This window comes from Sphingomonas xanthus, from assembly GCF_007998985.1.
GTDB classification, from domain to species: domain Bacteria; phylum Pseudomonadota; class Alphaproteobacteria; order Sphingomonadales; family Sphingomonadaceae; genus Sphingomicrobium; species Sphingomicrobium xanthum.
Genome location: NZ_CP041659.1, coordinates 1,240,403 through 1,266,897, shown reverse-complemented (window position 1 = coordinate 1,266,897; position 26,495 = coordinate 1,240,403). Strand labels below are relative to the sequence as shown.

Here is a 26,495-nt window from a genome sequence, read left to right as displayed (position 1 = left end):
TGGCCAAGATCCTGGTTGTCGAGGACAATGCCCTCAACATCAAGCTGTTCTGCGATCTGTTGAACGCACACGGCCATGAAACGCAGCCCGTGACCGACAGTCGCGAGGCGCTTGAGGCCGCCCGCGCCTTCCGCCCTGATCTCGTCATCACCGACATCCAGCTACCCTATGTCACCGGCATTGAGCTGATGCAGCAACTTCGCGCCGACGCGGAATTGGCGCATGTCCCGATCATGGCGGTGACCGCCTATTCGGCGCAAGGCGACGATGAGCGCATCCGCGCGGCGGGAGCCCAGGCCTATGTGTCGAAACCGATTTCGGTGGTTCGTTTTGCCGAAACGGTCGACGAGCTGTTGGCAGCCGGACCCGTCGGACATGAATCGGGCGGCCCCAATCATGGAGCCGCCCCGATACAGGCATAACGAAGATCAGCCCGGAACGCGTCCGCGGCTCCCCGGAGGGATTACTTGATCTTGGCTTCCTTGAATTCGACATGCTTCCGCGCGACCGGGTCGTACTTGCGAAACGACATCTTCTCGGTCTGGTTGCGCGGGTTCTTCTTGGTCACATAGAAGAAGCCCGTGTCAGCGGTGCTGACGAGCTTAATCTTGACGGTTGCCGGCTTGGCCATCGCGAGAATCCTGCAAAGCTGAAAATATGAAGGCGGCGCATAACGCCGCCCGAACCCGCGCCCCATGACGGGAGGGCGCCGCTTTGTCAAGGCGAAGGGCCCAAAAGACCGGCTTTGACGCTCCGTTAACCATTTTCAGCAAATCTCTCCGAATTACGGAGAATCGCTTATGCCCGCCCCCGAATCCCTGAGCGTCGTCCGCACGCGCATCGGCGAGCGAATCAGCGAGATCGAGCAGCGCGTGGCCAGCCTGAAGCCGGTCGACATCGCCGCCCGGATGGAGGCAATCCGCAGCCTTGCCTCTGAATATGGCATGGCCGCGCTCGAGGGCTTGGCCGATTATGGCGCCCATCACGCCCTGATGCCGGGCCATCGGACTGCGACGCGGGCCTGCCTGTCGCACATGGGCGAGGCCTTGGTCAGCGACAACCCAGCGCACGACCGCGAATCGATTCTCGCCGCGCTGGCGATTCAACTCCATTAGCGCCAGACGCGAAATTGATCGGCTGCAGCGAACCTTTTGTCGTTCGATCGGTTGGGTTAATAAACCAAGACCGGAGACGAAACGATGTCCGATGCCGCGCCCAAGCTGGCGACCCCGACCGATCTGAAAACCAACCAGGCCCGCGACGTGGCTGCGGCACTCAATGGCATCCTCGCCGACAGCTACGCCCTCTATCTCAAGACCAAGAATTTCCACTGGCATGTCTCGGGCCCGCATTTCCGGGACTATCACCTGCTGTTTGACGAACAGGCCGCGCAGATTCTCGGCACCACCGATCAGATCGCCGAGCGGGTGCGCAAGATCGGCGGCACGACGCTGCGCTCGATTGGCGATATCTCGCGCCGGCAGACGATCGATGACAATGACCGCGGATTCGTCAGTGCCAAGGACATGCTGAAAGAGCTGCGCGACGACAATCTTGCGCTGGTCGAACAGCTTCGCGCCGCCAAGGACCTGGCCGATACCGCCAAGGATAATGCCACCTCGGCGATTATCGACGAATGGACCGACGCCGCCGAACAGCGCGCTTGGTTCCTGTTCGAATCCGCGCAGAACGGCTGAACCCCGCCCCGCAGGCACCAAACGCCCAGCAAAGGACATTGGCCTGTTCGATGCACGGACACTTCGGAACCACATCTGCGGTCGCCTGATGCGTGCTTTTGCCCAACTTCTCGACGACCTCGTTTATACGAGATCGCGCAACAGCAAGCTGCGACTGATCGGTGACTATCTCAAGACGGCTCCCGACCCAGACCGGGGCGTTGCCCTTGCGGCGCTGACTGGAACCCTCGACATCCCCGCAGTGAAGCCGGCGCAGGTTCGCGCGCTTGCCGAAGAACGGATCGATCCGGTCCTCCTCAAGATGAGCCGCGATTTCGTCGGCGATATGGCCGAAACGGTGTCGCTGCTCTGGCCCGCCCCACATGGAGCAGAATGCGCCATCGACGACGGCACCCTACCCATCAGCGCGGCGGTCGAGCGGCTCAGGCTGGCGAGCCGGACCGATGCGCCCGCGATCCTCGCCGAGATGCTCGATCATCTTGATCCTTCGGGCCGGTTCGCCTTGCTGAAACTGGCGACGGGCGCATTGCGCGTCGGCATTTCGTCCAGGTTGGCCAAGCAGGCCCTTGCCGACGCTTTCGAAATCGATGTCGAGCAGGTCGAGGAGGTCTGGCACGGGCTGAAACCACCCTATGCCGAATTGTTCGCCTGGGGCGAAGGCCGAGCGCCGCAACCGACCGTCCACGACGTGCCCGTTTTCCGCCCTTTCATGCTGGCGCATCCGCTCGAGGATAAGAGGGTCGACCTCGCCGACTATGCCGCCGAGTGGAAATGGGACGGGATCCGCGTCCAGCTTGTTCATGCCGGCGGCCAGACCCGGCTCTACAGCCGCACCGGCGACGACATCTCTACAAGTTTCCCGGACGTCGCCGAAGCCTTCCACACGACCGCGGTGCTGGACGGTGAGCTTCTGGTTCGGGGCGATTCCCAGGGCGGCGCGGCCGGAAGCTTCAATGCGCTTCAGCAGCGTCTGGGTCGAAAGACCGTCAGTGCCAAGATGCGCGACCAATCGCCGGCATTCGTGCGACTCTACGACGCGCTGTTTCTTGGCGACCAGGATCTGCGGGAATTGTCGTGGACCGAACGACGGCAGCGTCTGGAGGCGTTCGTGCCCATGCTCGATCGCGACCGGTTCGACCTGTCGAGCCTGATCGAAGCCGGCAGCTTCGAGGCGCTGGAGGAGATGCGCGCGGGAACCCGCGAGGATGGTGTCGAAGGGCTGATGCTCAAGCGCCGCGACTCGCCCTATGTCGCCGGGCGCCGGGCCGGCTTGTGGTACAAGTGGAAACGCGATCCGCTGACGGCGGACTGCGTCCTCATGTATGCCCAGCGCGGGTCGGGCAAACGCTCCAGCTATTATAGCGATTACACCTTCGGCTGCTGGACCGACGACGGCGAGCTATTGCCGGTGGGCAAGGCCTATTTCGGCTTTACCGACGAAGAATTGAGGTGGCTCGACCGGTTCGTTCGGACCCATACCGTAAATCGCTTCGGGCCCGTTCGGGAGGTCGAGCGCGAGCTTGTACTGGAAGTCGCCTTCGATTCGATTCACGCCAGCAAGCGCCACAAGTCCGGGTTGGCGATGCGTTTTCCGCGAATAAACCGAATCCGCGACGACAAGCCGGCGCATGAGGCCGATCAGATCGCCACGCTGCTTGCGCTGGCGACATGAAAAGGCCCGCCCGGATCGCTCCGGACGGGCCCATCGAACTTGCTTGCTGCTAAGCCTTAGCTCAGCGGCTGCAGGTTTACCGCGGCATATTTGCCGCGGCGGTCGACCTCGATATCGAACTCGAACCGGTCGCCCTCGTTGACCGTGGGCAGGCCAGCACGCTCGACCGCCGAAATATGGACGAAAGCATCCGGCTGGCCGTCGTCGCGGCTGATGAAGCCGAAGCCCTTCATGGCGTTGAAGAACTTGACGGTGCCTTGGGCCTTCTCGCCGGTCAGCTGCCGTTGCGGGCCGCCACCGAAGCCGCCTTCGCGGCCGGCTTCGCGCGGAGCCGCGGAGCGCACGACTTCCATCGGTTCGCCGTCGATCTTGAGGTTGGTCGCAGAAATGCGGCCACCGCGATCGACGAGCGTGAATTCCAGCGGCTGGCCATCCGCCAGGTCAGTAAGCCCCGCCTGTTCGACCGCCGAGATATGCACGAAGACATCCTCGCCGCCGTCGTCACGGACGATAAAACCAAAACCTTTTTGCGGATTGAAGAATTTGACGGTGCCCTTGCCTTCGCCAACGACCTGCGGAGGCATGCCGCCGCCGCCGCCACCGCCGCCGCGGAAACCGCCGCCGCCGCCGCCACCGCCGCGAAAGCCACCGCCGCCGCCGCCGCCGCCGCGATAGCCACCGCCACCGCCGCCGCCGCCGCCGCCGCCGAAGCCGCCGCGATCACCGAAGTTGCCGCCGCCGCCGAAGCCGCCGCGGTCACCGAAGTTGCCGCCGCCGCCGAAGCCGCCGCGGTCACCGAAGTTGCCGCCGCCGCCGAAGCCGCCGCCGCCGCTCATTTCGTCACCACCAAAACCGTCGCGCTTGTCCCGTCCGCGACCACCACGGTCGCCCTTACGCCCTCGATCGAAACCCATGCAGAAAATCCAAACTCTCTTATGCCCTAAAATCTCAGAACCAACGCGCTGGGCCCACGGCGCGACCGGCCGCACGCGCGGAATCACCACGCGCACGATTGCGTCCCTACAGGAAAAATGGCGTCGCTCCTAGTGATTCCATGGTTAAGGCTGGCAAGCAGCGCCCCGATGCGACTAGAGGGATAGCAAAACAATGGACGTCACCGCCGGTTCAGGCAGGGTGGTTCATAAAATCGGGAACGTCATGGCCATTCATTTCCACGAAGAAGACTTGCCTACCACCGACCTTTTCGCCGCCGGCGCGGCGATCGCGGTCGATACCGAGGCGATGGGCCTGATGCCCGGGCGCGACAGGCTGTGCCTCGTCCAATTGAGTGACGGCGGCCCGAACGAGCATCTGGTGCGCTTCGGTCCGGATAGCGATTATGCGGCGCCCAACCTGCGTGCGCTCCTCGCCGATTCGGGGCGGCTCAAGCTTTACCATTTCGCGCGCTTCGACGTGGCGATCATCCGTGCCTACCTGGGCGTAATGGCGACTCCGCTCTACTGCACCCGCACCGCATCCAAACTGGTCCGCACCTACACCGACCGGCATGGGCTGAAGGAGCTAGTCAAGGAAATGCTGGCGACCGATCTTAGCAAGCAGCAGCAGACCAGCGACTGGGGCGCGCCGGAAATCAATGACGCTCAGCGCGAATATGCCGCCAGCGATGTGCGCTACCTTCACCGACTAAAGGAGCAACTCGATACTCGGCTCGAGCGCGAGGGCCGGACCGAGCTTGCGCAGGCCTGCTTCGATTTCCTCCCGGCCCGGGCGCTTCTCGATCTGGCCGGCTGGGCCGAGCAGGATATTTTTGCGCATAGCTAAGCCATGTCGGAAGCCGCCAACCGCGAACGGGCGATCAAGCGCCACTGGGCCGAGCCGGGGAGCCGCCACGACCATGTCGTGCGCGCGGTCAAATTCGGCTTGCCGGTGATCATTGGCGGTCTGTTGGTCTTGCTTGCGGTCGCCCCCTTCGGCGGGCGGGGCGATGTCAGTTTCCTGCTCGACAAGAATGAGGTCGACCGCGCGCAGGAACGGATGCGGGTCGAGTCCGCCCGTTATGTCGGTGAAGACGATCGCGGTCAGAAGTTCGAGATTATCGCCGATCGCGCGCTGCAGCAGTCAAGCAATGTCCCGATCGTGATGATCGAGGGAATGCGCGCCCGGCTCGATCTTGCCAGAGGGCCGCTCGGAATCGCCGCCAACAAGGGCCGCTACGACCTTGAAGGCGAAGAAATGCTGGTCGACGGCCCGGTTCGTGTCGCGGCCCCTGACGGCTACCGGCTGACGACCCGCGATGTGCGGATCGACCTCGACAAGCGGACCATGCGATCTAGCGGGCCGGTCAGCGGCACCATGCCGCTTGGTGACTTCCAGGCTGGCCGGCTACGAGCTGACCTTGGCGAGCGGACCGTCAGCCTCGACGGCGGCGTGCGCTTGAAAATTCGGCAGGGGGCCGTCAGATGATCGTCATGAACGCCAAGCGTCTTTTGATTGGCCTTGCCGCCCTGTCCTGTGCCGGCCTGGCCCTGGCGCAGGAAGGCATTTCCGCGCTCAAGGGCCATGACAGCCGTGCGCCGATCGACCTTGCCGCCGACCGCGCCGAGGCGCAGGACCGGTCCGACCGGGCCATTTTTGCCGGCAATGTGGTGGTGAAGCAGGGCAATCTTACACTGCGCACGGCGCGGCTGACTCTGGCATATGCAAGCAAAGACGGGATCGACGTCAACCGGATCGACGCCAGCGGCGGTGTGACCGTGACCAGTCCCAGCGAGACTGCGCGCGGCGATTTTGCGGTCTACGACCTCGACCAAGGCCTGATCACCATGGTCGGCAATGTCCGGCTCGATCGGGGCGGCTCCTTCCTGTCGGGCGGGAGACTGACGATTGACCTCGACACGGGCAGGGCGGTGATGGACGGCGGGCTGCGCGGCGTTAACCAAGGTGGAGGCCGGGTCACCGGCCGGTTCACCGTGCCGAAGCGCCCCAATTAAGGCCATGAACGAAGCGGCCACCATTGAATCTCGGGCCTCGGAAGGCGCGACCTGGGTGCGCGGCCTTGAAGTCCGTTCGATCGCGAAAAGCTACGACAAGCGCGCCATCCTTCACGACGTATCGCTGCATGTCGAACGCGGCGAGGTGGTCGGCCTGCTCGGACCCAATGGCGCCGGCAAGACGACCAGCTTCTATTCAGTCATGGGGCTGGTCCGGCCCGATGCCGGGCGAATCTTCCTCGACGGCCGCGACATCACCGACTTGCCGATGTACCGGCGTGCCATTCTCGGACTCGGCTACCTGCCGCAGGAAACCTCGATTTTTCGCGGACTAACCGTCGAACAGAATATTCGATCGGTGCTTGAAATATCGGAACCCGACGTCCGGGCGAGGGCGGCGCGGCTGGAGAAACTGCTCGACGAGTTCGGCCTGAACGGCCTGCGCAGCTCACCGGCGATGGCGCTGTCGGGCGGCGAACGGCGACGCTGCGAAATCGCCCGCGCATTGGCCGCGGAGCCATCGATAATGCTGCTTGACGAACCTTTCGCGGGCATCGACCCCATTTCCATCAGCGATATCCGTCACTTGGTCATGGATTTGAAGCAGCGCGACATTGGCGTGCTGATCACCGATCACAATGTCCGTGAGACGTTGGATATCGTCGATCGGGCCTGCATCATTTATGATGGGCAGGTGCTATTCGAAGGGACGCCGCAGGCGCTGGTCGCCGATGACAATGTCCGCCGCCTCTATCTTGGCGAAAGCTTTGCCCTGTAGCGTGAAGGACTAGCGGCCATGGGGCTGGGCCCGCGTCTCGACCTTCGCGTTTCGCAGCAGCTGGTGATGACCCAGCAGTTGCAGCAGGCCATCAAGCTGCTTGCCCTAAGCAATCTCGAGCTTGACGCGGTCATCGCCGAAGAAATCGCCAAGAATCCATTGCTTGAAGCGCGGCCCGGCGAAGGCGGTGAAGGTGCGGTCTTGGTGCGCGAGGACCGCGAGTTCGGCGACGAAGCCGCCGACCCGACCGGAAGCGACGAACTCATCGGCAAGCTGGGCGGCGCCGAGGATAGTCCGATCGATATGGATTGGCGCGAAGCCGCGCTGGAATCCGACAGTTTCGCGGACGTCGGCGGCGGCGGCGGCCCGGACGAAGCTTTCGACTTCGACCGGCTCGAAGGCGGGGATGAAGGTCTGGCAGAACATCTGCTTAGCCAAGTTTACGGCATCGGGGGAACCCAGGCCCGACTGGCGGACGCAATCGTCAGGGAGCTGGAAGAAACCGGCTATCTCGGAACACAACTGTCCCTGATCGCCGAGGAGTGCGACGCGAGCCTGCCCGAAGCGGAAGAGGCGCTGGCGCTGGTCCAGTCGCTCGATCCGCCCGGGATTGCCGCCCGCAACCTTGAAGAATGCCTCGCCCTGCAGGCGAAGGCGGTCGACCGATACGATCCGGCAATGGCCCGACTGATCGCCAACCTCGACCTGTTGGCAAAGGGCCGGATGGCCGACCTGCGCCGGATCTGCGGCGTCGATGAAGACGATCTTTCCGACATGGTCCGTGAGCTGCGCAGCTATGACCCGAAGCCCGGCTGTCGGTTCGTCATTCGCGAGCCCGAAGCAATCACGCCGGACCTGTTCATCCGGCGCGGAAGGGATGGCTGGGTCATCGAGCTGAACAATGCCGCGCTGCCGCGCGTGCTGGTCAATCGCCGCTACCACGCGGAACTGAAGGCCGGTGCCCAGGACAAGGCGTCCAAGGCCTGGCTGACTGATTGCCTCGCCAGCGCCAACTGGCTGGTCAAGGCGCTCGACCAGCGGGCCCGCACGATCGTCAAGGTGGCGACGGAAATCGTGAAGCAGCAGCGGGGATTTTTCGAGGACGGTGTCGGGTCGCTGAGGCCGCTGACGCTAGCCAAGGTCGCAGAGGCGATTGAAATGCATGAATCGACCGTTAGCCGGGTGACCACCAACAAATATCTTTCCTGCGAGCAGGGATTGTTCGAGCTGAAATTCTTCTTCGGGTCCGGAGTCGCGTCGGACGATGGCGAAGGCGCCGCGGCCCAAGCGGTCAAGGCAGCGATCAAGTCGATCGTCGACGAGGAGCGCGAGGTCCTTTCCGACGACGGCATCGTCGCGCTGCTCAAGGAGCAGGGGATCGATATCGCCCGCCGCACGGTCGTTAAATACCGCGAGGCGATGGGGATAGGTTCTTCTATCCAGCGCCGCCGCCAGCGGAAGATGGCCGCCGGCTAGAAGGCTACCCGCGCCCAGACCGGGAGATGGTCACTGGCCCTTCGCGCTTCGGCGCTGGCATGGACCCCCGACGCCTCGATCGCCAACCGGTGATCGACGATGATCCGGTCGAGCGGCGCAATTGGCCGCCGTGCGTGAAAACTGGGTCCGGTCGGCGCCAGGCGATAGGCGCCGTCGAGGTCCTTCAGGCATCCCGCTGCATCCCGCCACTCGTTGGTGTCGCCCATCAGGATAGTCGGCATCTGGTGCGGCCTGGCCCTGACGGTCTCGATGATCATCCGCATTTGTCGCCGCCGCCACAAGCCCGACAGGTCGAGGTGCATGCCAATGATGCGGATCGGGCGATCATGGACCAGCAGTTCGGCCATCACCGCTCCGCGCGGCTCGAGCGTAGGCAGGTGGAGAGCGGCAACGTCCATTACCTCGACGTGAGGTTTCACCAGCAAGGCGTTACCGTGCCAGCCGAGATTGCGGGTGTTGGTCTTCAGCAACTGTTCGACCCGCGCGCCGCCGGGAAACATTTCCATCGTCCGCTTGTGGCGAACCAGCATCGGCACCGGCTTGTAGAGGCCATGTTCGTCGATCAGCTCATGCGGGACCGCGGCGCCGCGTCCGCCCATCCGCTTGTCGGCTTCCTGCAGCGCGACAATGTCCGCGTCGATTTCCTGCAACACCTGCAGCACGCGGTCGGGCCGGCGGCGTCGATCCGTGCCGATAGCCTTGCGCATATTGTAGCTGGCGACAGTAATGGTGGGCCGGCTGATCATCTCAGTTGGCAATCATCCTTGGCATGCTGCGGTTCCACGGGCATCGCGCCGTTTCGATGACAGGCACAAGGGATTGAGACGAACGGTCGCCGACGATCATGCGGACGCGCGCCGGCGCCGGCGCCGTTTCAAACAATCGTCCAGCGACGACGGCTAAACGTCGAGGTTGGCAACGGATAGCGCATTGTCCTGGATGAATTCCCGCCGGGGTTCGACCACGTCGCCCATCAGGCGGGTGAAGATCTCGTCGGCGACATCGGCCTGGTCGACTTCGACCCGCAGCAGCGAGCGGTTGGACGGGTCGAGCGTGGTCTCCCACAATTGCTCGGCGTTCATTTCCCCCAGCCCCTTGTAGCGCTGGATGCTGAGCCCCTTGCGGCCGGCCACCAGCACCGCTTCGAGCAACTCGGAGGGCCGGGTAATGTTGGTCGTCTTCTTGACGTCGACTTCGGCCTCTTCCGCATCGCCATCGCCCTTTGTGGCTTTGACGAAGCGCAAGGTCGCCGGTGCACTGTAGGTCGAAGCCTGTTCGGCGGCGAGCGCATGGAGCTTGCGGGCCTCCGCGGAGTGGAGGAAAGACGGCTCGACCAGGGTCACGTCGGTGACGCCCCGCCAGGTCCGTTTCAACAGATAGCCGCCCTCGGCGGCCGAATCGCCCGACCACACCGCTTCCAGGTCCCCGGCGCCCAGCCAGGCCGCGACCTTTTCGGCTGCTGCCTTGCGCTGCGCGTCGTTCAAACCGTGATCTAGCGCACCGCCAATCGCGAGCGCCTCCAGCATGGCCGGATCATATTTCTTGGGCGCATAGCGCATCAATGTGCGGACGCGCCGGGCATGATCGACCAGCGTGCGCAGATCCTTGTCGGCCCGCTCCTCGCCGTTGGCCATGCGCAGCACGAGGCCCTCGAGGCCCGCGTCGACAAGGTAATCGTCCAGCGCCGCGTCGTCTTTCAGATAGACTTCGGAGCGCCCTCGCGCGACCTTGTAGAGCGGCGGCTGAGCAATGAAGAGATGCCCCGCCTCGATCAACTCGGGCATCTGGCGATAAAAGAAGGTCAGCAGAAGGGTGCGAATATGCGCGCCGTCGACGTCGGCGTCGGTCATGATCACGATCTTGTGGTAGCGCAGCTTGTCGAGATTGAATTCCTCGCGGCCAATCGACGTGCCGAGCGCCTGGATAATCGTCCCGATTTCCTTCGAGCCTAGCATCCGGTCGAACCGTGCGCGCTCGACGTTGAGGATCTTGCCCTTCAGCGGGAGGATCGCCTGGTTATGACGGTTGCGGCCCTGCTTGGCCGAGCCGCCGGCCGAGTCACCCTCGACTAGGAACAACTCGCTTAGCGCCGGGTCCTTTTCCTGGCAGTCGGCAAGCTTGCCCGGCAGCGAGGCGATCCCCATTACCGACTTGCGGCTTGCCTCGCGCGCCTTGCGCGCGGCTTCGCGGGCGGCGGCGGCGTCGATCACCTTGTGGATGATCGACTTGGCATGGGCCGGATTTTCCTCGAGCCATTCCGCCAGCTTGTCGGCGATCAGGCTTTCCAGCGGCTGGCGCACTTCCGAACTGACCAGCTTGTCCTTGGTTTGGCTACCGAACTTGGGATCGGGAAGTTTGACCGAGACGATCGCGGTCAGGCCTTCGCGCATGTCTTCGCCGGTCAGGCCGATCTTCTCCCGCTTCAGCAGGCCTGACCGTTCGGCATAATTATTGAGCGTCCGAGTCAGCGCCGCGCGGAAAGCCGCAAGATGGGTGCCACCGTCGCGCTGAGGGATGTTGTTGGTGAAACACAGGACATTCTCATAATAGCTGTCGTTCCATTCGAGCGCGACTTCGATACCGATATCGTCCCGTTGCCCGCTGACCGAAATGGGATCCGGGATCAGCGGCTGCTTGGCCCGGTCGAGCCACTTCACGAAGGCGGCGATACCCCCTTCGTAAAAAAGGTCGACTTCCTTGCGTTCGTCGTGCCGCTCATCGGCGAGGATGATCCGGACGCCGGAATTGAGGAAGGCCAGCTCGCGGTAGCGATGTTCGAGCCGGTCGAAGTCGAATTCCAGGATCTTGAACGTGTCGGGCGACGGCAGGAATGTGACCCTGGTCCCTTTCTTGCCTTCCGCCTTGCCTACGACCTTCAGCGGCGCCTCGGCGTTGCCATGGCGGAAGCGCATGAAATGTTCTTCGCCATCGCGCCAAATCGTCAGGTCCAGCCATTCGCTGAGTGCGTTGACGACGCTGACGCCAACACCGTGAAGACCGCCCGACACCTTATAGGCATTGTCCTCGCTGGTGTTCTCGAACTTTCCACCGGCGTGGAGCTGGGTCATGATGACCTCGGCCGCCGACACGCCTTCCCCGGCATGAATTCCGGTTGGGATCCCCCGACCATTATCCTCGACGCTGCACGATCCGTCAGGGTTGAGAGTGATTAGCACGCGGTCGCAATGGCCCGCCAGCGCCTCGTCGATGGCGTTGTCGGAGACTTCGAACACCATGTGGTGGAGACCCGACCCGTCGTCGGTGTCGCCAATATACATGCCGGGCCGCTTGCGCACGGCATCCAGCCCTTTCAGCACCTTGATGCTGTCTGCGCCATATTCATTCTTGGGAGTATCGTCGGACATGAAGCCGATATAGGGATTTCCCCCTTCAAGTCTACGCGCGCGTGCGCGTGAAGCCCCGGCTGTTTGGGAACCGACCCGCCCGATCTCCCGTTGCCAAGGTATGGGGTGAGGAGGAACAGTGATTCAGATCAGGATGATCATCGATCGGCTGACCCGGCGGATCTGGTTCCGTGCCGGTCTGATTTCGCTGTTCTCTGTGTTCATTGCACTGGCCGCCAACTGGCTGGCGCCAGTGATTCCCTATGATTTCAGTATGGATATCGGCGCCAAGGCGGTCGATCAGGTGCTGGGCATTTTGGCGACCTCGATGCTGGCCGTCACCACCTTTTCGCTGGCCTCGATGGTCACCGCATTCGGCAGTGCCGCGCAGAACATCACGCCTCGCGCCACACAGCTCCTTATCGAGGATCATACCGCCCAAAATGCACTTTCCACTTTCCTTGGTGGGTTCCTGTTCGGCGTGGTCGGAATCGTTGCGCTGTCGACCGATTTTTATGGCGCCGAGGGCCGCGCCGTCCTGTTCATCGGGACCATCATCATGATCAGCTGGATCGTGCTCACGCTGTTGCGTTGGATTGCGACCCTGACCGAATTCGGCCGGATGGGCGACGCTGTGCGGCGGGTGGAGGAGGCGGCATGCGCCGCGATCACAAGGCATGACGGGCCGGTCGCGATTGGCGGGGACGGCCAGCCCCCTATTCCCGTAGGAGCAACTGCGGTTACGGGTTCGACGACCGGTTATGTCACCCATGTCGACCTGGACCGCATAGCGGCATGCATCCGTACCATGGATGCGCAGATCCTTATTGTCGGAACCCCGGGGGCGATGGTCGATCGCGCCACGCCGCTCGCCTGGATCGACCGGAAGATTTCCGAGGAAGAAAGCAGCCGAATTGCCACCGCATTCAGCGTCGAGCGGGAACGGCGGTTTGCAGACGATCCCAGGTTCGGGATGGTCGTTCTGTCCGAAATCGCCTCCCGGGCATTGTCACCAGCAGTCAACGACCCGGGTACGGCGGTTTCGGTCATCGCCGCCGCCCAACGGGTGGCCGAAGCCGTCCTCGACAAACATTCGGACAAGAGCGGCGGGGCCAGCGCCGGTGGCTATGCGCTGTCGCTGGAAGCCATGCTTGAGGAACTGACCCTCAGCATTGGCCGCGATGGAGCCGCGATCCGGGAAGTCCAGGGCCGGCTGCAATCGATGTTGGGATCATTAGCTCGGCAGTCACCGGCCGCGAGGCCGATGGTGAAGCGGCTCGCCGATGAAGCGATGCAACGGGCGCGGTCCAGCGATATCAGCGAGGCTGATATCGCCCGGATCGAGCGCGCCCATTCCGAAGCCTTCAGGACCAGTCCGGGCGCCTCGGCGGTCTAGCTGGCCCGGGGCGCCGCGGCACCGGTCCGGCGCCGGCCGCCAAATGGCCGCTTGCGCTGGCCGCCTTCCGGACGGTGCGCCGGATGGCCGTCCGCCCGCTGCGGATGACGCTGCGACAGTGCCTGGCCGTCCGCCGAGCGGTTGCGATTCTGCCGGTTGCGATGATCGGCGCGACGGTCGGCCTTGATTTCGGCAGTCGGCGAGCCAATCCGGGTGCGCGGTCCACGCTGCGGCGCATCACCGCGGCGTGGTGCCGGCTTCATTCGCGCGACAGCCTCGACGGCCACGAGGAAGCCTTCGGGAAGCGGGGCAACCGCAACCTTTTGACGGGTCAGCTTCTCGATGTCGCGCAGATAAGGACGTTCATCCTCGGCGCAGAAGGCGACGGCAATGCCTTCCGCCCCGGCACGGGCAGTACGGCCGATCCGGTGGACATACTGTTCCGGCACGTTCGGGAGGTCGAAGTTGAGGACATGGCTGACGCCCGGAATGTCGATCCCGCGCGCGGCAATGTCGGTCGCAACCAAGATCGGCACTTCGCCCGAACGGAACATGCCGAGGGCACGCTCACGCTGGGCCTGGCTCTTGTTCCCATGGATCGCATTCGACCCGATGCCCGCCGCGGCCAGATAACGCACGATCTTGTCGGCGCCATGCTTCGTGCGGCTGAAGACGAGCGCCCGCTCGATGTCTGTCGACTGGAAGAACAAAGTCAGCAAAGCCTGCTTTTCCGACTGGTTGACGAAGGTCACCTGCTGCCGGATCCGTTCCGCGGTCGACGCGACCGGGGTTACCGACACTTCCGCGGGATTGGTCAGGTAGCTTTCGGCCAGCTGGCGAATGCTCTTCGGCATGGTCGCCGAGAAGAACAGCGTCTGGCGCTTGGCCGGGATCAGCCGGACAATGCGCTTCAGCGCGTGGATGAAACCGAGGTCGAGCATCTGGTCAGCCTCGTCGAGGACGAGGATTTCGAGCGCCGACAGATCCAGGACTCGCTGGTCGACAAGGTCGAGCAACCGGCCCGGTGTGGCCACCAGCACGTCGAGTCCGCGAGACACTTCGCGGATCGAACGGGGGACGGGAACGCCGCCGAAAATGACGCCGACGCTGATATGCTGGCCCTTGGCATAGGTGCGCGCGCTTTCGGCGATCTGCGCTGCAAGCTCGCGGGTCGGGGCCAGCACCAGCATCCGCGCGCGTCCCTGCGGACGGCCATGCGTCGGACGGCCATGCGCAGGACGATCCTGCGAAGCCGCGACAAGACGATCGAGCGACGGCAGCATGAACGCCGCGGTCTTGCCGGTGCCAGTTTGGGCGATGCCCAACAGGTCACGGCCGGACAGGACCGTCGGGATGGCCTTGGCCTGAATTGGCGTGGGCTGGCCGTAATCCTTTGCGGACAGCGCGTCGAGAAGGGGCTTGGACAGTCCAAGCTCGGCAAAATTGGTCAATGGAATTTCCGATATGAAAAGGCGCTACGCGAATGCGCGCAGCGGCCGGGGGTTGTAAAAAGCACCCCGCGTGATCTGGGTAGCGTAAAGCCGGGGAAGCGCTGGGCCGGTCCTGTTCGACCGATCACGCCGCGTTGGTCGGCGCCTCCATGTTGCGGTGCGATATAGGGGTTTTTCGCGGAAAGTCCAGTCAGGCTGCCGAGATGCTGCCATCCTCTACCCGCAAGCGGGTCGCGGCGGTAATGCCGTCAAACAATGCGGCTTCGGTCGCGGTCATCCATACCTGACTACGCCCGGCGAGCCGGGCGTAAAGCGTTGCGCGGCGATCAGGGTCGAGATGGGCGGCAACTTCGTCAAGTAGGAGAACCGGGGGCGCCCCGCGCCGCTGCTCAACCAGCGCGGCATGGGCCAGCACCAAGCTTAGCAGGAGCGCCTTCTGCTCTCCCGTGGAACCGCGCGCCGCCGGCTGTCCCTTGGTCAGATGGGTAACGGCGAGATCTTGCCGATGCGGCCCGTCGAGCGTCCGGCCGGCGGCGGCATCGCGGCCGCGCCCAGCGCCAAGCGTCGCCGCAAGATCAGCGCCGCCCCACCCGTCAAGCTGTAACGAGGCGCGGGGAAAGTCATCATCGGGAAGGTGGGCCAACATCTCGGTCAGCGCTGAAACGGTACGCCCTCGGGCGGCGGCGACAGCCTCGCCATGATCGGCCATTTGCATTTCCAGCGAAGCAAGCCAGCCAGTGTCCCAATGCGCTTCGCCGAGAAGCTTGTTGCGCGCTCGCATCGCCGCTTCGTAGCGAGCGGCGTGATGGGCATGGCCGGGCTCCAGCGCGAGAACGAGCCGGTCGAGAAAACGGCGGCGACCGCCCGCGCTGTCGGTGAACAGCCGGTCCATCGCCGGGGTCAGCCAGAGAATCGCGAGCCGTTCGCCCAGCGCATTGACTGATGCCGCGGCACCATTAATCCGCACTTGCCGCCGATCGGGCGCAGTCGCGCTCGCCCCGGTACCGATCTCGGTCCCGTCGTCGAGTTTGGCGGCAACCGCCATGCCGGCCTCGCTTCCGCTTCGTCGGATTTCGCCAAGCGGCACCTGCCGCAGCCCCCGGCCAGGGGCGAGCAGCGACACAGCCTCCAGGATGTTGGTCTTGCCCGCGCCATTCGGGCCGCTGAGGAGGACGAAGCCCGGCGCGGCGTAGACCAGCGCGTTGCGGTAGTTGCGAAATTCGCTGAGAGACAGGCGGGTCACGGCGGTCATCGGCCGCCCCGCTTAGCGGCCCTGCCCGCGCCGGTCGATGACCTCATAGTGGACGGCGCGCGCGTCGTACCGCTTCAGCACGGCCTGGGCCGCCGGCGGTACATGGCTGACGGCATAATCATCGCCGGTAAAGGCGATGATCGCATCAAGGCTGTCGAACCACATCAATGTCTGAAACTCGACCTCGTCACCCCGGTCGCGGCGCATCAGGTCGATATGGCGGAAGCCCGGCAGGCTAAGCGCCTCGATTTCGGGGATCACTTCGGTCCGGACAATGCGCTCATACTCTTCGGCCGACTGCGGATCGGTCCAGCCCCGCCACTGACGGCAGATGGTCACACCCGCATCGGCATCAGCACATAGAGTGCGGAGCTCTTGTCATTCTCGCGCAGCAGTGTCGGCGCGGCGGCATCGGCAAGGTGGACCTCGACCGTGTCGCCTTCGATCTCATGAAGGATGTCCATCAGATAGCGGGCGTTGAACCCGATCTCGAGCCCTTCGGCGCCATAGTCGGCGGGAAGTTCCTCAACCGCCAGCCCGTGTTCCGGGCTAGTGACCGACAGCGTTACCTTGTCGCGGTCTACCGCCATCTTGACCGCCCGGGTCTTTTCGCTGGCAATGGTCGAGACACGGTCAACACCGGCCATGAAGCTTTTCGGGTCAAGCTTGAGCAGCTTGTCATTCCCGGTCGGGATAACCCGGTTATAGTCGGGGAAAGTGCCGTCGATCAGCTTGCTGGTGAGGACAGCGTTACCGAGGCCGAAACGGACCTTGGTCGCCGACAGCGACACTTCGACGGTGCCTTCGACTTCCTCAAGCAGCTTGCGCAGCTCGCCGACGCACTTCTTCGGAACGATCACGTCGGGCATTCCGTCGGCGCCTTCGGGCTTTTCGACGGTTACCCGGGCCAGCCGATGACCGTCCGTCGCCGCCGCCTTCAGCCGGTCGTCGGCGACATGGAGGAAAATGCCCATCAGATAATAACGGGTTTCCTCGCTCGAGATGGCGAACCGAGTCTTGTCGATGATCTGGCGCAGAGTCTGCGCGGGCAGTTCGAATCGCGTGGGAAGCTCGCCCTCGGCGATCACCGGAAAATCGTCGCGCGGAAGGGTCGACAGGTTGAACCGGGCGCGACCGGCAACAACCTGCATTTTCCCTTCGGAAGCCGATAGCTCGACCTGGCTGCCCTCGGGCAGCTTGCGAACAATATCGAAGAAAGTATGTGCCGACACGGTCGTCGCGCCGGCCTGGGTGACCTGGGCAGCGACGCTTTCGTCGACCTGCAGGTCGAGGTCGGTCGCCATCAGGCGCAGCGACCCGTCTTCCCGCGCTTCCATCAGCACGTTGGACAGGATCGGAATGGTGTTGCGCCGCTCGACTACCGACTGGACATGGCCCAGGCTCTTGAGGAGGGTCGCCCGTTCGATCGTCGCCTTCATTTTTGCCCCTTCGCGCTTTGTGTGCTCGTTATAGCGAGGCGCAAGCGGCGCGGAAGGGGGAAATGGGCGGATCGGACATGCCGTCCGCCCGAAATCATCAACTCGGCATCAACACCGTATCGATACGGTGGATCACACCGTTGGACCGGCGCTCGTCGCCGCCCGATATCCGGGCCTTGCTGCCGGCCCCGTCGGAGACGACGATCGCGTCGCCCTCTTTCGTCGCAGTCAACGTCCCGCCGGCCATCGTCGCCAGCAATGCCTTGCCGTTTCCGGCTTCGATGGCCTTGCCGATATCGGCAGCCAGGATTTCGCCGGGCAGGACATGATAGGTGAGTACGCCGGTCAGTTCGGCCTTGGCCTCGTCCTTCATCAAAGCATCGAGCGTGCCGGCAGGCAGCTTGTCGAATGCCGCGTTGGTCGGGACCAGCACGGTATAAGGTCCCGGCCCGGCAAGCGTACCGTCCAGCCCGGCCTGCTTCGCCGCGGCAGCGAACGTGTCGGCGTCGCCAATTCCCTCGGCGATAGTCGAATCGCCAGCAGCCTTTGCTGCGGCGTCGGTCGCGGTGGCCGCATTATTGCCGGCTGCGCCCTCGCCGCAACCGGTGGTCGCCAGCAAGCCGGCCGCCGCGACCGCTATCATCAGCTTGGTAGAAGTCATCAAACTCTCCTGAACTTCGTTCGCATCAGACAATTGCATCGATCACCGCGGTGATCAGCTGCGTCGTCGGATCGACCCTATAGATATAGCCATCGTTGTACCGGTAGGCGGCCTGAGGCGTGTCGTAATAGCGATCGCGATAGGCGAACGGCACATTATAGACGCCATAGGTGGCCGGTAGCGGCTGTCCTACCGCAAGCGGGTTGGCCGTAAGCAGAGCGACGATTCCCTGGATCAGTCCGCTGGATGGATTCACCTGGTAAATGGCGCCATCGCCGTACCGGTACCAGGAATCGTTGCTGTCCGGATAATAACCGCGATACTGGTAGGGGACGTTATAATAGTTGTAATATTCCGGGTACTGCTGTCCCACCGGATAATAATAATAGTCCCGGTTGGCGTAGGGGAACAGCGCGTCGATCTGCCCGCCATCGCGCTGGACGCGATAGATATAATCGTCGTCCCAGCGATACATGTAACGATCGTTGTCCCGGTACCAGAGGCGGTAAGGCCCATCGAGCATACTGGACGCAAGCGCGGCCGGCATCGCCGTTCCGACAACCTTGCGTCCCAGCCCCTGGGGCAGACAGCCATTGCCCTTTTTGGCTAGGCCCGGCGGGCAACCGTTGGCGAATCCGCGGGTCAGCCCGCGTTCCGTCCAGTTGGGAAGAAAGCGAACGCCGTCGTCGCGATCGATCCGCGCTAGGCGCCGGTCGCGCTTGGCATGGTCCCGAACGCCATGAACGTCGCCGCCATTTTTGATCTTGATCTTCGGACCCTTGGCAGGCTTGTCGTCTATCGCTCGGGCGAACTTCCGTTCCGCCTTTCGCGGATCGTTGCCGCGCCGGTCGTCCTTGGCGCGCAAGTCGCGCTTGTCGCCACCGCGATTTACATAGTCCTTGTTCCCCCCGCCTTTCTGGGCATGGTCGGCATGATTTTTGCCACCGCCCTTATTTCCCTTGGGGTCAGCATAGGCAGGCGCGATGGCTAGCGCCGCAGCGCCAGCCGCGAGAATCCATTTGGTCATGGGGAATCTCCTTTCGATGGCCTCAAACGGCCAGGAAAGAAGCGCGTTCCGTCACCATTCATCGGCGGGACAGGTCAGCCTGCCGGTTCTTCGACCCAATCGCGCTCGATCGTCCGCGACGCGAGGAACAGCAGCAGTGCCGCGACCAGGTAGAAGGCAAGAACGGCCAGCGCCGCGACGCGCAGGGAATCCACGCCATAGCTGCTCTTGAGCTGGTCACTGATTGCGCCGATCAGCAGCGGTCCGACGCCGAGACCGATCAAATTGTTGATCAGCAGGAAAGAGCCGCTTGCCGTTGCCCGCTTTGACGGTTCGACAAGGTGCTGAACCGCGGTGGTGATGGGCCCGAGCCAGAGGATGTTGAGCGCATTGGGGACGAGGAGAAGCGCCCAGACCAGCACCAGATTGTCGACGAGCAACCCCGCCGCGTAGAGCGGCGCGGTAACCAGCCAGGCGATCGCCGGAAGCCAGGCGTACCAACGGCGGTTGCGACTGCCGAGGCGATCGGCCAACCAACCGCCCATGAAGACCCCGGCGCTGCCGCCGATGAGCAGCAACGAGCCAAGAAACTGGCCGGCCCCCATCAACGTCATGCCGTAGCTGCGGATGAGGATCGAAGCGACCCAAGTGGCCAGCCCATATCCCACCAGCGAGCTGAGCGAAGCGCCGAACGCCATCAGCCAGAAGCTGCGCTTGCGGGCGACGGCCGGGAAGGTTGCGCCGAGGGCGCGCAGCGACGGTGCGGTGGTGCCGGGCGCGCGCGGCGGGTCGCGCACGACATATTTGAAGATGGGCGCGAGAATTAGCCCGGCAACTCCCATGGCGACGAAGGCCGTGCGCCAGCTGAAGGTCGCGGCGATCCAGGATCCGAGGATCGCCCCCAGTCCGAGCCCGATCGGCACGCCGAGCGAGAAGATGGCCAACGCCCGCCCGCGCCTCTGCGCCGGGAAGGTATCGGCGACGAGGGCATAGGAGGGGGCGACGCCGCCCGCTTCACCAAGCCCGACGCCGAGCCGGAAGAGGAACAGCTGCCAAAATCCGGTCGCGGTGCCGCACAGGGCAGTGAACCCCGACCAGGCGGCGAGCGCCGCCGTGATCACCCCTGAACGGCTGGTCCGGTCGGCCAGCAGCGCCAACGGGATGCCGCACAGGCTGTAGACCAGCGCGAAAGCGGGACCGGTCAGCACCCCCAGTTCGCTGTCGGAGAAGTTGAGGTCAGCCTTGATCGGCTCCAGCAGGATGCCGAGAATCTGGCGATCGAGAAAATTGAAGATATAGGCGAGCAGCAATAGGCCCAGGACGACATTGGCGCGCGGCGCGGGCCGGGGGTGTGCGGACGCGTCGGTGGTCATTTCAGCTAAGCCTTTCACGTCAGCGACAGCGCGGGATCGTCACGGCACCGTTCGCAGGAAGCGGGCCATGGCGTCAACCGCGACCGGTTCGTCGAGAGTCGGCGCATGACCCACCCCGGCAATTTCGACCCGTTCGAGGTGCAGCGCGGTCCGCTGCATCCGCTCGGCGATTTCGACGGACAGAATGTCCGACCGCTCGCCGCGAATGAGCATCAGCGGACGGCCCTTGGCAAGTTTGCGGAACAGGAGCTTGGCGATCTGGCGGGCAATCCATCCCGGCGGCTTGGCAAGGCTTAGGCTTATGGCCGGATCATAGTCCAGCACTGGACCCGTCGGACCTTCCCGAAAAGTCCGGCGTGCAAAGCTTTCCCAGTCGGACGCCGCCAGATGCGGTAGAGCTGCGCCGTTGATCCGGCGCGAGTAGTCGGCCGCGTCCTGCCAGGAGCGCACCGGACTAGCCTTTCCTGCATAGCCGATGATTCGGGCGATGCCCTCGGGCGAGACTTCCGGCCCGACATCATTGAGGATCGCCGCCGCGATCCGCTTCGGCGCGATCCCGGCAAGGGCCATCGTAATGATGCCGCCCATCGAGGTGCCGACGAATATCGCCTGATCCATGCCCATCCTGTCCATCATCCCGGCGATGTCCCGCGCATAGGTACGGGGATGATAGCGCCGCGGATCGGGATCGCGGTCGGACCGGCCGCGCCCGCGGATGTCGGGCACGATCACACGCCGCCCCGCCTGAGCGATGCGGTGGGCGACATTCTCGAAATCGGCCGAATTGCGCGTGAGGCCGTGCAGGCAAATCACCGGAAGGCCAGCCTGGCGCCCGCGCGCCGCATAATCACGGGCGTAAAGGGTCAGGCCGTCCTGCGATGGCCAGTATCGTTCGGCGAAGGAGATCGGATCGGCCATGGCGCCAGTTGCGGGGGCCAGCCGGCCCCCGCTCGTCCAGTCAATAACGGGCCGTCAGCCGAAGCGTGAAGGTTCGCGGCGCTCCAAAATAGACGGTCCGAATGCTGCCAATGCTCGAGAATTCCTGCCCGTCGGTCTTGTAGAGCTTGTCGAACAGATTGTTGGCGTAAAGGCCGACCGAATAATGTTTGGCGGCGTCTTCCCAGACGACGCGCGCATCGCCCAGCCAATAGCCCTTCTGGAACAGGCCTTCGATTTCCGCGTCCGAATTGGTGAAGGTGTTGTCGACCGACAAGGCGTGCCGCGAACGGTACCGCGCTTGTCCGCCCAAGGTCAGCGTACCCGCCGAACCCAGGCTCGCGGCATATTGCGCGCCGAACCGCATCGTCCACTTCGGGGCGAAGGCCGGTTCCTGGAATGCGCGGCTGCCGTCGAAGTTGGTGAAGCGCAGATCGTCGAACTGCTTATATTTCGCGTCGAGATAACCGATTTGGGTGTCGAGGAGCAGTTCGGGTGTCGGAGTCCAGGCCGCTTCCAGTTCCGCGCCGCGGATGCGCAACTTGCCGGCATTGAGGACCGACAGCAGTGGGGTGGGCGGGACGGTGCTTTCGTCCAGTTCCGACACGCGTGCCTGAAAGTCCTTATAATTGTTGTGGAAGACCGCGGCATTGAAGCGAAGTTGCCGGGCAATCGTGGTCTTCAGCCCGGCTTCGTATGACTCGGTCGTTTCCGGGTCATAGGCGGTCGCCGACCCGATCTCGTTGGCGCGGCCGTTGAACCCGCCCGACTTGAAGCCCTTGGCGTAGCGCAGATAGGCCATCGTCGTAGGGGTGAACTGATAATCGACCGACAGCATCGGCGAGAGGTTTTTCCAACGGTCCTTGCGTTCGAACACGAATGGAGCCGCGCTGTTCAGGAAGGGCGCGCTGGAGAAGGTCGATGTCGTCCGGAAATAGTCCTTTTCCTCCCGCGTCCAGCGCAGTCCGGCCGATATCCGCAGAGCATCGGTCAGCGCGAAGCTGCCGTTGACATAGGCGGCATAGCTGTCGGTCTTCAGGTCGTCATCGATGGTCCGCAGGAAGGTCGGAAAATTCGACGGACCGAGCAGGAAGTCCGGAAATACGCCGCGGAATATGGTGATGTTGATCAAATCATCCGCAAAGGCTTCCTGGTGGGATGAGACATTCTCGTCGAGATAATAGAGCCCGCCGACCGCCGTCAGCCGATCACTTGTATAGGTCAGCTGGAATTCCTGGCTGAACTGGTCCTGCCGTACGTCGACCAGCACGTCGCCAATCTCGGCGGCGGTCGCATCGATATCGATATAGTCGGTGGTGCTGAGCTTGCGGTAGGCGGTGATCGACTTCAGCGTCAGCGCATCGTTCACGTCGTAGGCCGCCGTTCCGGAGAATCCCCAATGGGTCATCTTGGTCGAATTGGGCAGGCCCGGAGTGGTCTCAACCGTATAATTATAGTCATCGGGGTCGCGCTCAAGCGGCACGACGACCCCCGGCGTGAACAGATAGGTGAGGGCGTTGAGGGGCGCGCCGGTGTTCAGGCTGGCATCGTCATGGGCATAGTCGGCCGTCAGGTCGATCCGCAGCGCACTGGTCGGCGTGAATGCAATCGCGCCGCGCGCGGCGACCGTGTTGCGGTCGTTATATTCCCGGTCGTCATTGCGGTCCTCGACGAAGCCGTCGCGCTTGGCGCGCATCACGGCGAAACCGGCGGCGATGGTGTCGCTGACCGGGCCGGACGCGGCGAGTTTCAGGTCGAACTGGTCATAGGAGCCGACCGCGATGCTGCCGGTGGCGCGGAACTGCTGCGAGGGCTTGCGAGTGACGAACTTGATCGCGCCGCCGATCGTGTTCTTGCCGTACAGCGTGCCCTGCGGCCCGCGCAGCACCTCGACGCGTTCGACATCGAGCAGGTCCAGCTGGTTGCCGCGGATTCGCGACAGGTAGACGTCGTCAATGTAGACACCGACCGCGGGATCGAAGGTCTGCAGCGCGTCGGGCTGGCCGATGCCGCGGATGAAAATGTTGGTAGCGTTGGACGAGCCGCGGCCCTGGACGATGTTGAGGTTCGGCACCGCGCCCTGAAGGCCGGTGGTGTCGGTGGCCTGAATGCGTTCAAGGGTGCGCTCGGAAAACGCCGAGATCGCGGCCGGAACGCGCTGCAAATTCTCTTCCGTGCGGCGCGCAGTGACGACGATTTCCCCGGTATCGATGGTGGATGCCGCCTCATCCTGTTCGGCAACGGAAGGTGCCTCCGCTGCGTCCTGAGCATGAGCGGGCACGGCCGACATGGCCGCGACGCTGGCCAACAACATGGTGCGAATCGCAGTGCGGTACATATTCTTTCCTCCCCATTTGGGGCGTGCCGATTGAAACCGGTCTGCTGCCCTGAGCACCCCATAATGAAAGTTGAACCGTCTTTCAACTTATGACAAGAGGGCAGTCGATGGGGGCAGCATTGGACAAGGCGCCGGATAGCGGACTAACGCAGCGAGGCATGACCCGCGCCGCATCCTCGGCCAGCAAAGGCAAGGCGCCGCGCACGGCGCGCGGGGAGAAGACCCTGCGCAAGATCCTTGATGCGGCCTTGGCGGAATTCGGGCAGCGCGGTTTCCATGAAAGCTCGATCGTCGGAATCACCAGCCGTGCCAAGGTCGCGCTCGGGACTTTCTACACCTATTTCGACAGCAAGGAGGCGGTGTTCGGCGCGCTCGTCCGCGACATGTCCGGCCGGGTGCGCGACCATGTCGCCCCGGCGCTGGAAGGCGCCGCGGGCGGGCTCGACGGCGAACGACGCGCCCTCGCCGCCTATCTGCGCTTCGTCGCCGACCATAAGGAAGTCTATCGGATCATCGACGAGGCCGAGTTCGTCGATCCGGCCGGTTTTCGTGCCCATTATGAAACTACGGCGAACCGGATCGCCGGGCGCTTGGCGGCGGCGACCGATAGCGGCGAAGTCCGCGACGACGGTCCGCTTGCCAACGAAGTCCGCGCCTGGGCGCTGATGGGAATGAACGTCTTCCTCGGCCTGCGCTTCGGCGTTTGGGGAGAAGAAAATGAAGACAAGGTCGCGAGCCTTGCCAACGACCTGGTCCAGCGCGGCATCAAAACCTAGGCGAGCGTTCGGCCCAGCCGGACAAAGGTCTCGACGTCTTCCTCGTCATGGTAGAGGCCAAATCCTACCCGTAGCACGTCACCTCGCACGTCGGTGATGCAGTTGCGATCCATCAATTCGTTGCACCAGCGCTGCGCCCGGGGACTTCGCCAGGCAAGGAAACGCGCACGAGGTCCGTTTCCCGGTGGATTGAGCAGCTCGGCGTCGGCCAACGGCGTTCCCGCCAGCCGGTCGAGCATCAAATCTTGAAGCATGGCGACCCGGGCGGCGATCCGGTCCGAGGTCAATCCATTTTCGGCAAGCATCGCGCGCACCGCCAAGAAGCGATAGAGCGCAGACGGGTCGAAGGTGGCGCCCATGAACCGCATTGCGTCGCGCGTATAACCGACGCTGCTGCCGGGCGGCGCGGTAAGGTCACCGAACTCGGCGTACCAGCCGGTAATCGGCGGCCTTTCGCCGAAAGCGGGCGGGCAGTGCATGAACCCCATGCCCTCGCCGGCCATGGCATACTTATAGCCTCCGCCGAGATAAAAGGCGCTCGTCGCAGCCTTGGGACCAAACGGGTCGGCCACGGCCATGAACGCATGATAGCCGTCGATCGCGACCCAGGGCCCGTCAGGTCGGGCCAATGCCGCAAGTGCTTCCACCCCCTCAAATATTCGGCCGCTGCCGAACATGACATGGCTTACCAAGATGAGGTCGTGCCCGCCCGACTCCGCGGCGCTTAGAAAGCGGTCGGAAAAGTCATCATGGGGCTCGGCGGCGACCGTGGTGAGAAGGATTTCGCCCGCCTCCGCCCAGCGCGCCATCTGCCGCCGCGCCGAATGGAATTCGCCGTCACTCATCAGTACGCGCAGCGGTGCCTCGCCATCGCGCGGGCATGCCGCCACCAGCCGAACAAGGAGGTCGTGGGTGTTTGATGCAAACACGATCGCCGAGGAATCGTCGGTCCCGAGCTCGTTGGCGACCTCGGCTTGGGCGCCAGGCCAGATTTCGTCCATGATCCGGCCCCACTTGCGATCCGCCAGCATGGAAGCATCCTCCCAGCACTGCATTTGCCCTTCAAGCGAGGCATCGGGCCAAAGGTGATGGCTGTGCGCGGCGAAATGCAAGCGGTCGGGCGCGGCGCCCAGCGATCGGGCGAAAAGCGGCTTGAAGCTCAAAGCTCGGTCCTGAGCGACCAGAGTTCCGGAAAGGCCCGCTTGGTCAGGGTCGATGCAAGATATGCCGCGCCCGCCGACCCGCCGGTGCCGCCTTTCATGCCGATGATCCGCTCAACCGTGATCATATGCTTGTGCCGCCAAGCGGCCAACGCATCGTCAAGGTCGACCAGCTTTTCGGCGAGCTGGTAGAGCCCGAAATATTCACCGGGCTCGCGATAAACGGTCAGCCACGATTGTTTGCGGTCATCGGCGGGAAGGCCGGCCCGCGCCAGCGCGGCATTGGCCTCGTCCCAGAGCGACGGCTCGGCTAGCGCCTGCTCCAGCGCCGCGTGGCCCGCGCTTCCGCCTTCATAATAATTGAGGAACTTCTCATTCTTGATGCCCAGTCGGAATTCGAGTTCGCGGAACTGCGCGGACTGGAAACCCGAAGATGTCCCAAGGACATCGCGGAACGCCGAATAGTCGACCGGGGTCAGCGTTGCGAGGACGTCCCATGACAGGGTCATTACCGTCCATATGCGGCTGACCCGCGCCAGCGCCTTATAGGCTTCGGCAAAGCGATCCTCCCGAACCAGCCGGCAGGCAAAGCCGACCTCGTGGAGCATCTGCTTGAGCCACAGCTCCTTGGTCTGGTGGATGATGACGAACAGCATTTCATCATGCAGTTCGCTCAAGGGATGCTGCGCCGACAACAATGTGTCGAGCTGCAGATAATCGGCATAGGTCATGCCGGCGGGCGTCGCGGTCATGCGCGACGCTTAAGCA

Annotated in this window: 26 protein-coding genes; 11 read left to right on the top strand and 15 right to left on the bottom strand. The window is 63.7% G+C overall.

What is annotated here, in order from left to right; translation table 11 throughout:
• Positions 1-8: 8 nt before the first annotated feature.
• The gene (locus FMM02_RS06385; protein ID WP_147494998.1) at positions 9-422 is read left to right on the top strand and encodes a response regulator; all 414 of its coding nucleotides are present in this window, start codon (positions 9-11) and stop codon (positions 420-422) included.
• 41 nt (positions 423-463) lie between these two features.
• Here FMM02_RS06385 and rpmG read toward each other — a convergent pair whose 3' ends face one another.
• Positions 464-631: a 50S ribosomal protein L33 gene (gene rpmG, locus FMM02_RS06380; protein ID WP_037498456.1), complete on the bottom strand. Its 168-nt coding sequence runs from the start codon at positions 629-631 to the stop codon at positions 464-466.
• Positions 632-800: 169 nt separating this feature from the next.
• Between rpmG and FMM02_RS06375 the strand changes: the two genes are divergently transcribed.
• The 3 genes from FMM02_RS06375 (at position 801) to FMM02_RS06365 (ending at position 3,369) form a co-directional block, all read left to right on the top strand.
• The gene (locus FMM02_RS06375) at positions 801-1,115 is read left to right on the top strand and encodes a hypothetical protein (RefSeq protein ID WP_147494073.1); all 315 of its coding nucleotides are present in this window, start codon (positions 801-803) and stop codon (positions 1,113-1,115) included.
• An 84-nt stretch (positions 1,116-1,199) separates the two neighbouring features.
• Positions 1,200-1,697 (top strand): Dps family protein, encoded by a 498-nt coding sequence (locus FMM02_RS06370; protein ID WP_147494072.1) that lies wholly within the window; start codon positions 1,200-1,202, stop codon positions 1,695-1,697.
• 88 nt (positions 1,698-1,785) lie between these two features.
• A complete protein-coding gene (locus FMM02_RS06365; RefSeq protein ID WP_147494071.1) occupies positions 1,786-3,369 on the top strand; it encodes a cisplatin damage response ATP-dependent DNA ligase in 1,584 nt (527 codons plus the stop codon).
• 56 nt (positions 3,370-3,425) lie between these two features.
• On the opposite strand, the gene FMM02_RS11430 is transcribed toward FMM02_RS06365, so the two are convergent.
• On the bottom strand, positions 3,426-4,283 hold the full coding sequence (locus FMM02_RS11430) for a cold-shock protein (protein WP_147494070.1): 858 nt from the start codon (positions 4,281-4,283) through the stop codon (positions 3,426-3,428).
• A 244-nt stretch (positions 4,284-4,527) separates the two neighbouring features.
• On the opposite strand from FMM02_RS11430, the gene FMM02_RS06355 reads away from it, so the two are divergent.
• The 5 genes from FMM02_RS06355 to rpoN are packed head-to-tail and all read left to right on the top strand — an operon-like array spanning position 4,528 to position 8,574.
• Positions 4,528-5,151: a ribonuclease D gene (locus tag FMM02_RS06355; protein ID WP_147494069.1), complete on the top strand. Its 624-nt coding sequence runs from the start codon at positions 4,528-4,530 to the stop codon at positions 5,149-5,151.
• 3 nt (positions 5,152-5,154) lie between these two features.
• Complete coding sequence (lptC, locus tag FMM02_RS06350) at positions 5,155-5,793, top strand: LPS export ABC transporter periplasmic protein LptC (RefSeq protein WP_147494068.1); 639 nt, start codon at positions 5,155-5,157, stop codon at positions 5,791-5,793.
• Between the two features lie 5 nt (positions 5,794-5,798).
• Positions 5,799-6,320: an LptA/OstA family protein gene (locus FMM02_RS06345; RefSeq protein ID WP_147494067.1), complete on the top strand. Its 522-nt coding sequence runs from the start codon at positions 5,799-5,801 to the stop codon at positions 6,318-6,320.
• A gap of 4 nt (positions 6,321-6,324) precedes the next feature.
• Positions 6,325-7,098: an LPS export ABC transporter ATP-binding protein gene (gene lptB, locus FMM02_RS06340; protein ID WP_147494066.1), complete on the top strand. Its 774-nt coding sequence runs from the start codon at positions 6,325-6,327 to the stop codon at positions 7,096-7,098.
• Positions 7,099-7,116: 18 nt separating this feature from the next.
• Positions 7,117-8,574 (top strand): RNA polymerase factor sigma-54, encoded by a 1,458-nt coding sequence (gene rpoN, locus FMM02_RS06335; RefSeq protein ID WP_147494065.1) that lies wholly within the window; start codon positions 7,117-7,119, stop codon positions 8,572-8,574.
• On the opposite strand, the gene FMM02_RS06330 is transcribed toward rpoN, so the two are convergent.
• Both FMM02_RS06330 and gyrB read right to left on the bottom strand, forming a co-directional pair.
• Positions 8,571-9,341: an endonuclease/exonuclease/phosphatase family protein gene (locus tag FMM02_RS06330; RefSeq protein WP_147494064.1), complete on the bottom strand. Its 771-nt coding sequence runs from the start codon at positions 9,339-9,341 to the stop codon at positions 8,571-8,573. The genes rpoN and FMM02_RS06330 overlap by 4 nt on opposite strands.
• Positions 9,342-9,494: 153 nt before the next feature.
• Entirely contained in the window at positions 9,495-11,960 is a 2,466-nt protein-coding gene (gene gyrB / locus FMM02_RS06325) for a DNA topoisomerase (ATP-hydrolyzing) subunit B (RefSeq protein WP_147494063.1), read from the bottom strand.
• A gap of 118 nt (positions 11,961-12,078) precedes the next feature.
• Here gyrB and FMM02_RS06320 point away from each other — a divergent pair, with 118 nt between their 5' ends.
• Positions 12,079-13,335: a DUF2254 domain-containing protein gene (locus FMM02_RS06320; RefSeq protein ID WP_147494062.1), complete on the top strand. Its 1,257-nt coding sequence runs from the start codon at positions 12,079-12,081 to the stop codon at positions 13,333-13,335.
• Here FMM02_RS06320 and FMM02_RS06315 read toward each other — a convergent pair.
• The 9 genes from FMM02_RS06315 to FMM02_RS06275 all read right to left on the bottom strand — a co-directional run bounded on the left by FMM02_RS06315 (position 13,332) and on the right by FMM02_RS06275 (position 23,791).
• Complete coding sequence (locus FMM02_RS06315; protein ID WP_147494061.1) at positions 13,332-14,786, bottom strand: DEAD/DEAH box helicase; 1,455 nt, start codon at positions 14,784-14,786, stop codon at positions 13,332-13,334. The genes FMM02_RS06320 and FMM02_RS06315 overlap by 4 nt on opposite strands.
• 190 nt (positions 14,787-14,976) lie before the next feature.
• Positions 14,977-16,038, bottom strand: a complete 1,062-nt coding sequence (gene recF, locus FMM02_RS06310) for a DNA replication/repair protein RecF (protein WP_147494060.1) — start codon at positions 16,036-16,038, stop codon at positions 14,977-14,979.
• A gap of 12 nt (positions 16,039-16,050) precedes the next feature.
• Positions 16,051-16,377 (bottom strand): hypothetical protein, encoded by a 327-nt coding sequence (locus FMM02_RS06305; RefSeq protein ID WP_222703804.1) that lies wholly within the window; start codon positions 16,375-16,377, stop codon positions 16,051-16,053.
• Positions 16,374-17,477: a DNA polymerase III subunit beta gene (gene dnaN / locus FMM02_RS06300; RefSeq protein WP_147494059.1), complete on the bottom strand. Its 1,104-nt coding sequence runs from the start codon at positions 17,475-17,477 to the stop codon at positions 16,374-16,376. The genes FMM02_RS06305 and dnaN overlap by 4 nt, the downstream gene beginning before the upstream one ends.
• Positions 17,478-17,574: 97 nt before the next feature.
• A complete protein-coding gene (locus tag FMM02_RS06295; protein ID WP_147494058.1) occupies positions 17,575-18,138 on the bottom strand; it encodes a fasciclin domain-containing protein in 564 nt (187 codons plus the stop codon).
• A gap of 25 nt (positions 18,139-18,163) precedes the next feature.
• Positions 18,164-19,165 carry a hypothetical protein gene (locus FMM02_RS06290; protein WP_147494057.1) on the bottom strand — a complete coding sequence of 334 codons (1,002 nt, stop codon included), beginning with the start codon at positions 19,163-19,165 and terminating at the stop codon, positions 18,164-18,166.
• A 74-nt stretch (positions 19,166-19,239) separates the two neighbouring features.
• Positions 19,240-20,517: a spinster family MFS transporter gene (locus tag FMM02_RS06285; protein ID WP_147494056.1), complete on the bottom strand. Its 1,278-nt coding sequence runs from the start codon at positions 20,515-20,517 to the stop codon at positions 19,240-19,242.
• A gap of 39 nt (positions 20,518-20,556) precedes the next feature.
• Positions 20,557-21,435 (bottom strand): alpha/beta fold hydrolase, encoded by an 879-nt coding sequence (locus tag FMM02_RS06280; protein WP_147494055.1) that lies wholly within the window; start codon positions 21,433-21,435, stop codon positions 20,557-20,559.
• Between the two features lie 40 nt (positions 21,436-21,475).
• Positions 21,476-23,791, bottom strand: a complete 2,316-nt coding sequence (locus FMM02_RS06275; RefSeq protein WP_147494054.1) for a TonB-dependent receptor — start codon at positions 23,789-23,791, stop codon at positions 21,476-21,478.
• A 158-nt stretch (positions 23,792-23,949) separates the two neighbouring features.
• Between FMM02_RS06275 and FMM02_RS06270 the strand changes: the two genes are divergently transcribed.
• Complete coding sequence (locus tag FMM02_RS06270; protein WP_147494053.1) at positions 23,950-24,567, top strand: TetR/AcrR family transcriptional regulator; 618 nt, start codon at positions 23,950-23,952, stop codon at positions 24,565-24,567.
• Here the strand turns inward: FMM02_RS06270 and FMM02_RS06265 are convergent.
• Both FMM02_RS06265 and FMM02_RS06260 read right to left on the bottom strand, forming a co-directional pair.
• The gene (locus tag FMM02_RS06265; protein ID WP_222703803.1) at positions 24,564-25,730 is read right to left on the bottom strand and encodes a kynureninase/PvdN C-terminal domain-containing protein; all 1,167 of its coding nucleotides are present in this window, start codon (positions 25,728-25,730) and stop codon (positions 24,564-24,566) included. The two genes, FMM02_RS06270 and FMM02_RS06265, sit on opposite strands and share 4 nt — an antisense overlap.
• Complete coding sequence (locus FMM02_RS06260) at positions 25,727-26,479, bottom strand: tryptophan 2,3-dioxygenase (protein WP_147494051.1); 753 nt, start codon at positions 26,477-26,479, stop codon at positions 25,727-25,729. The genes FMM02_RS06265 and FMM02_RS06260 overlap by 4 nt, the downstream gene beginning before the upstream one ends.
• Positions 26,480-26,495: the final 16 nt, after the last annotated feature.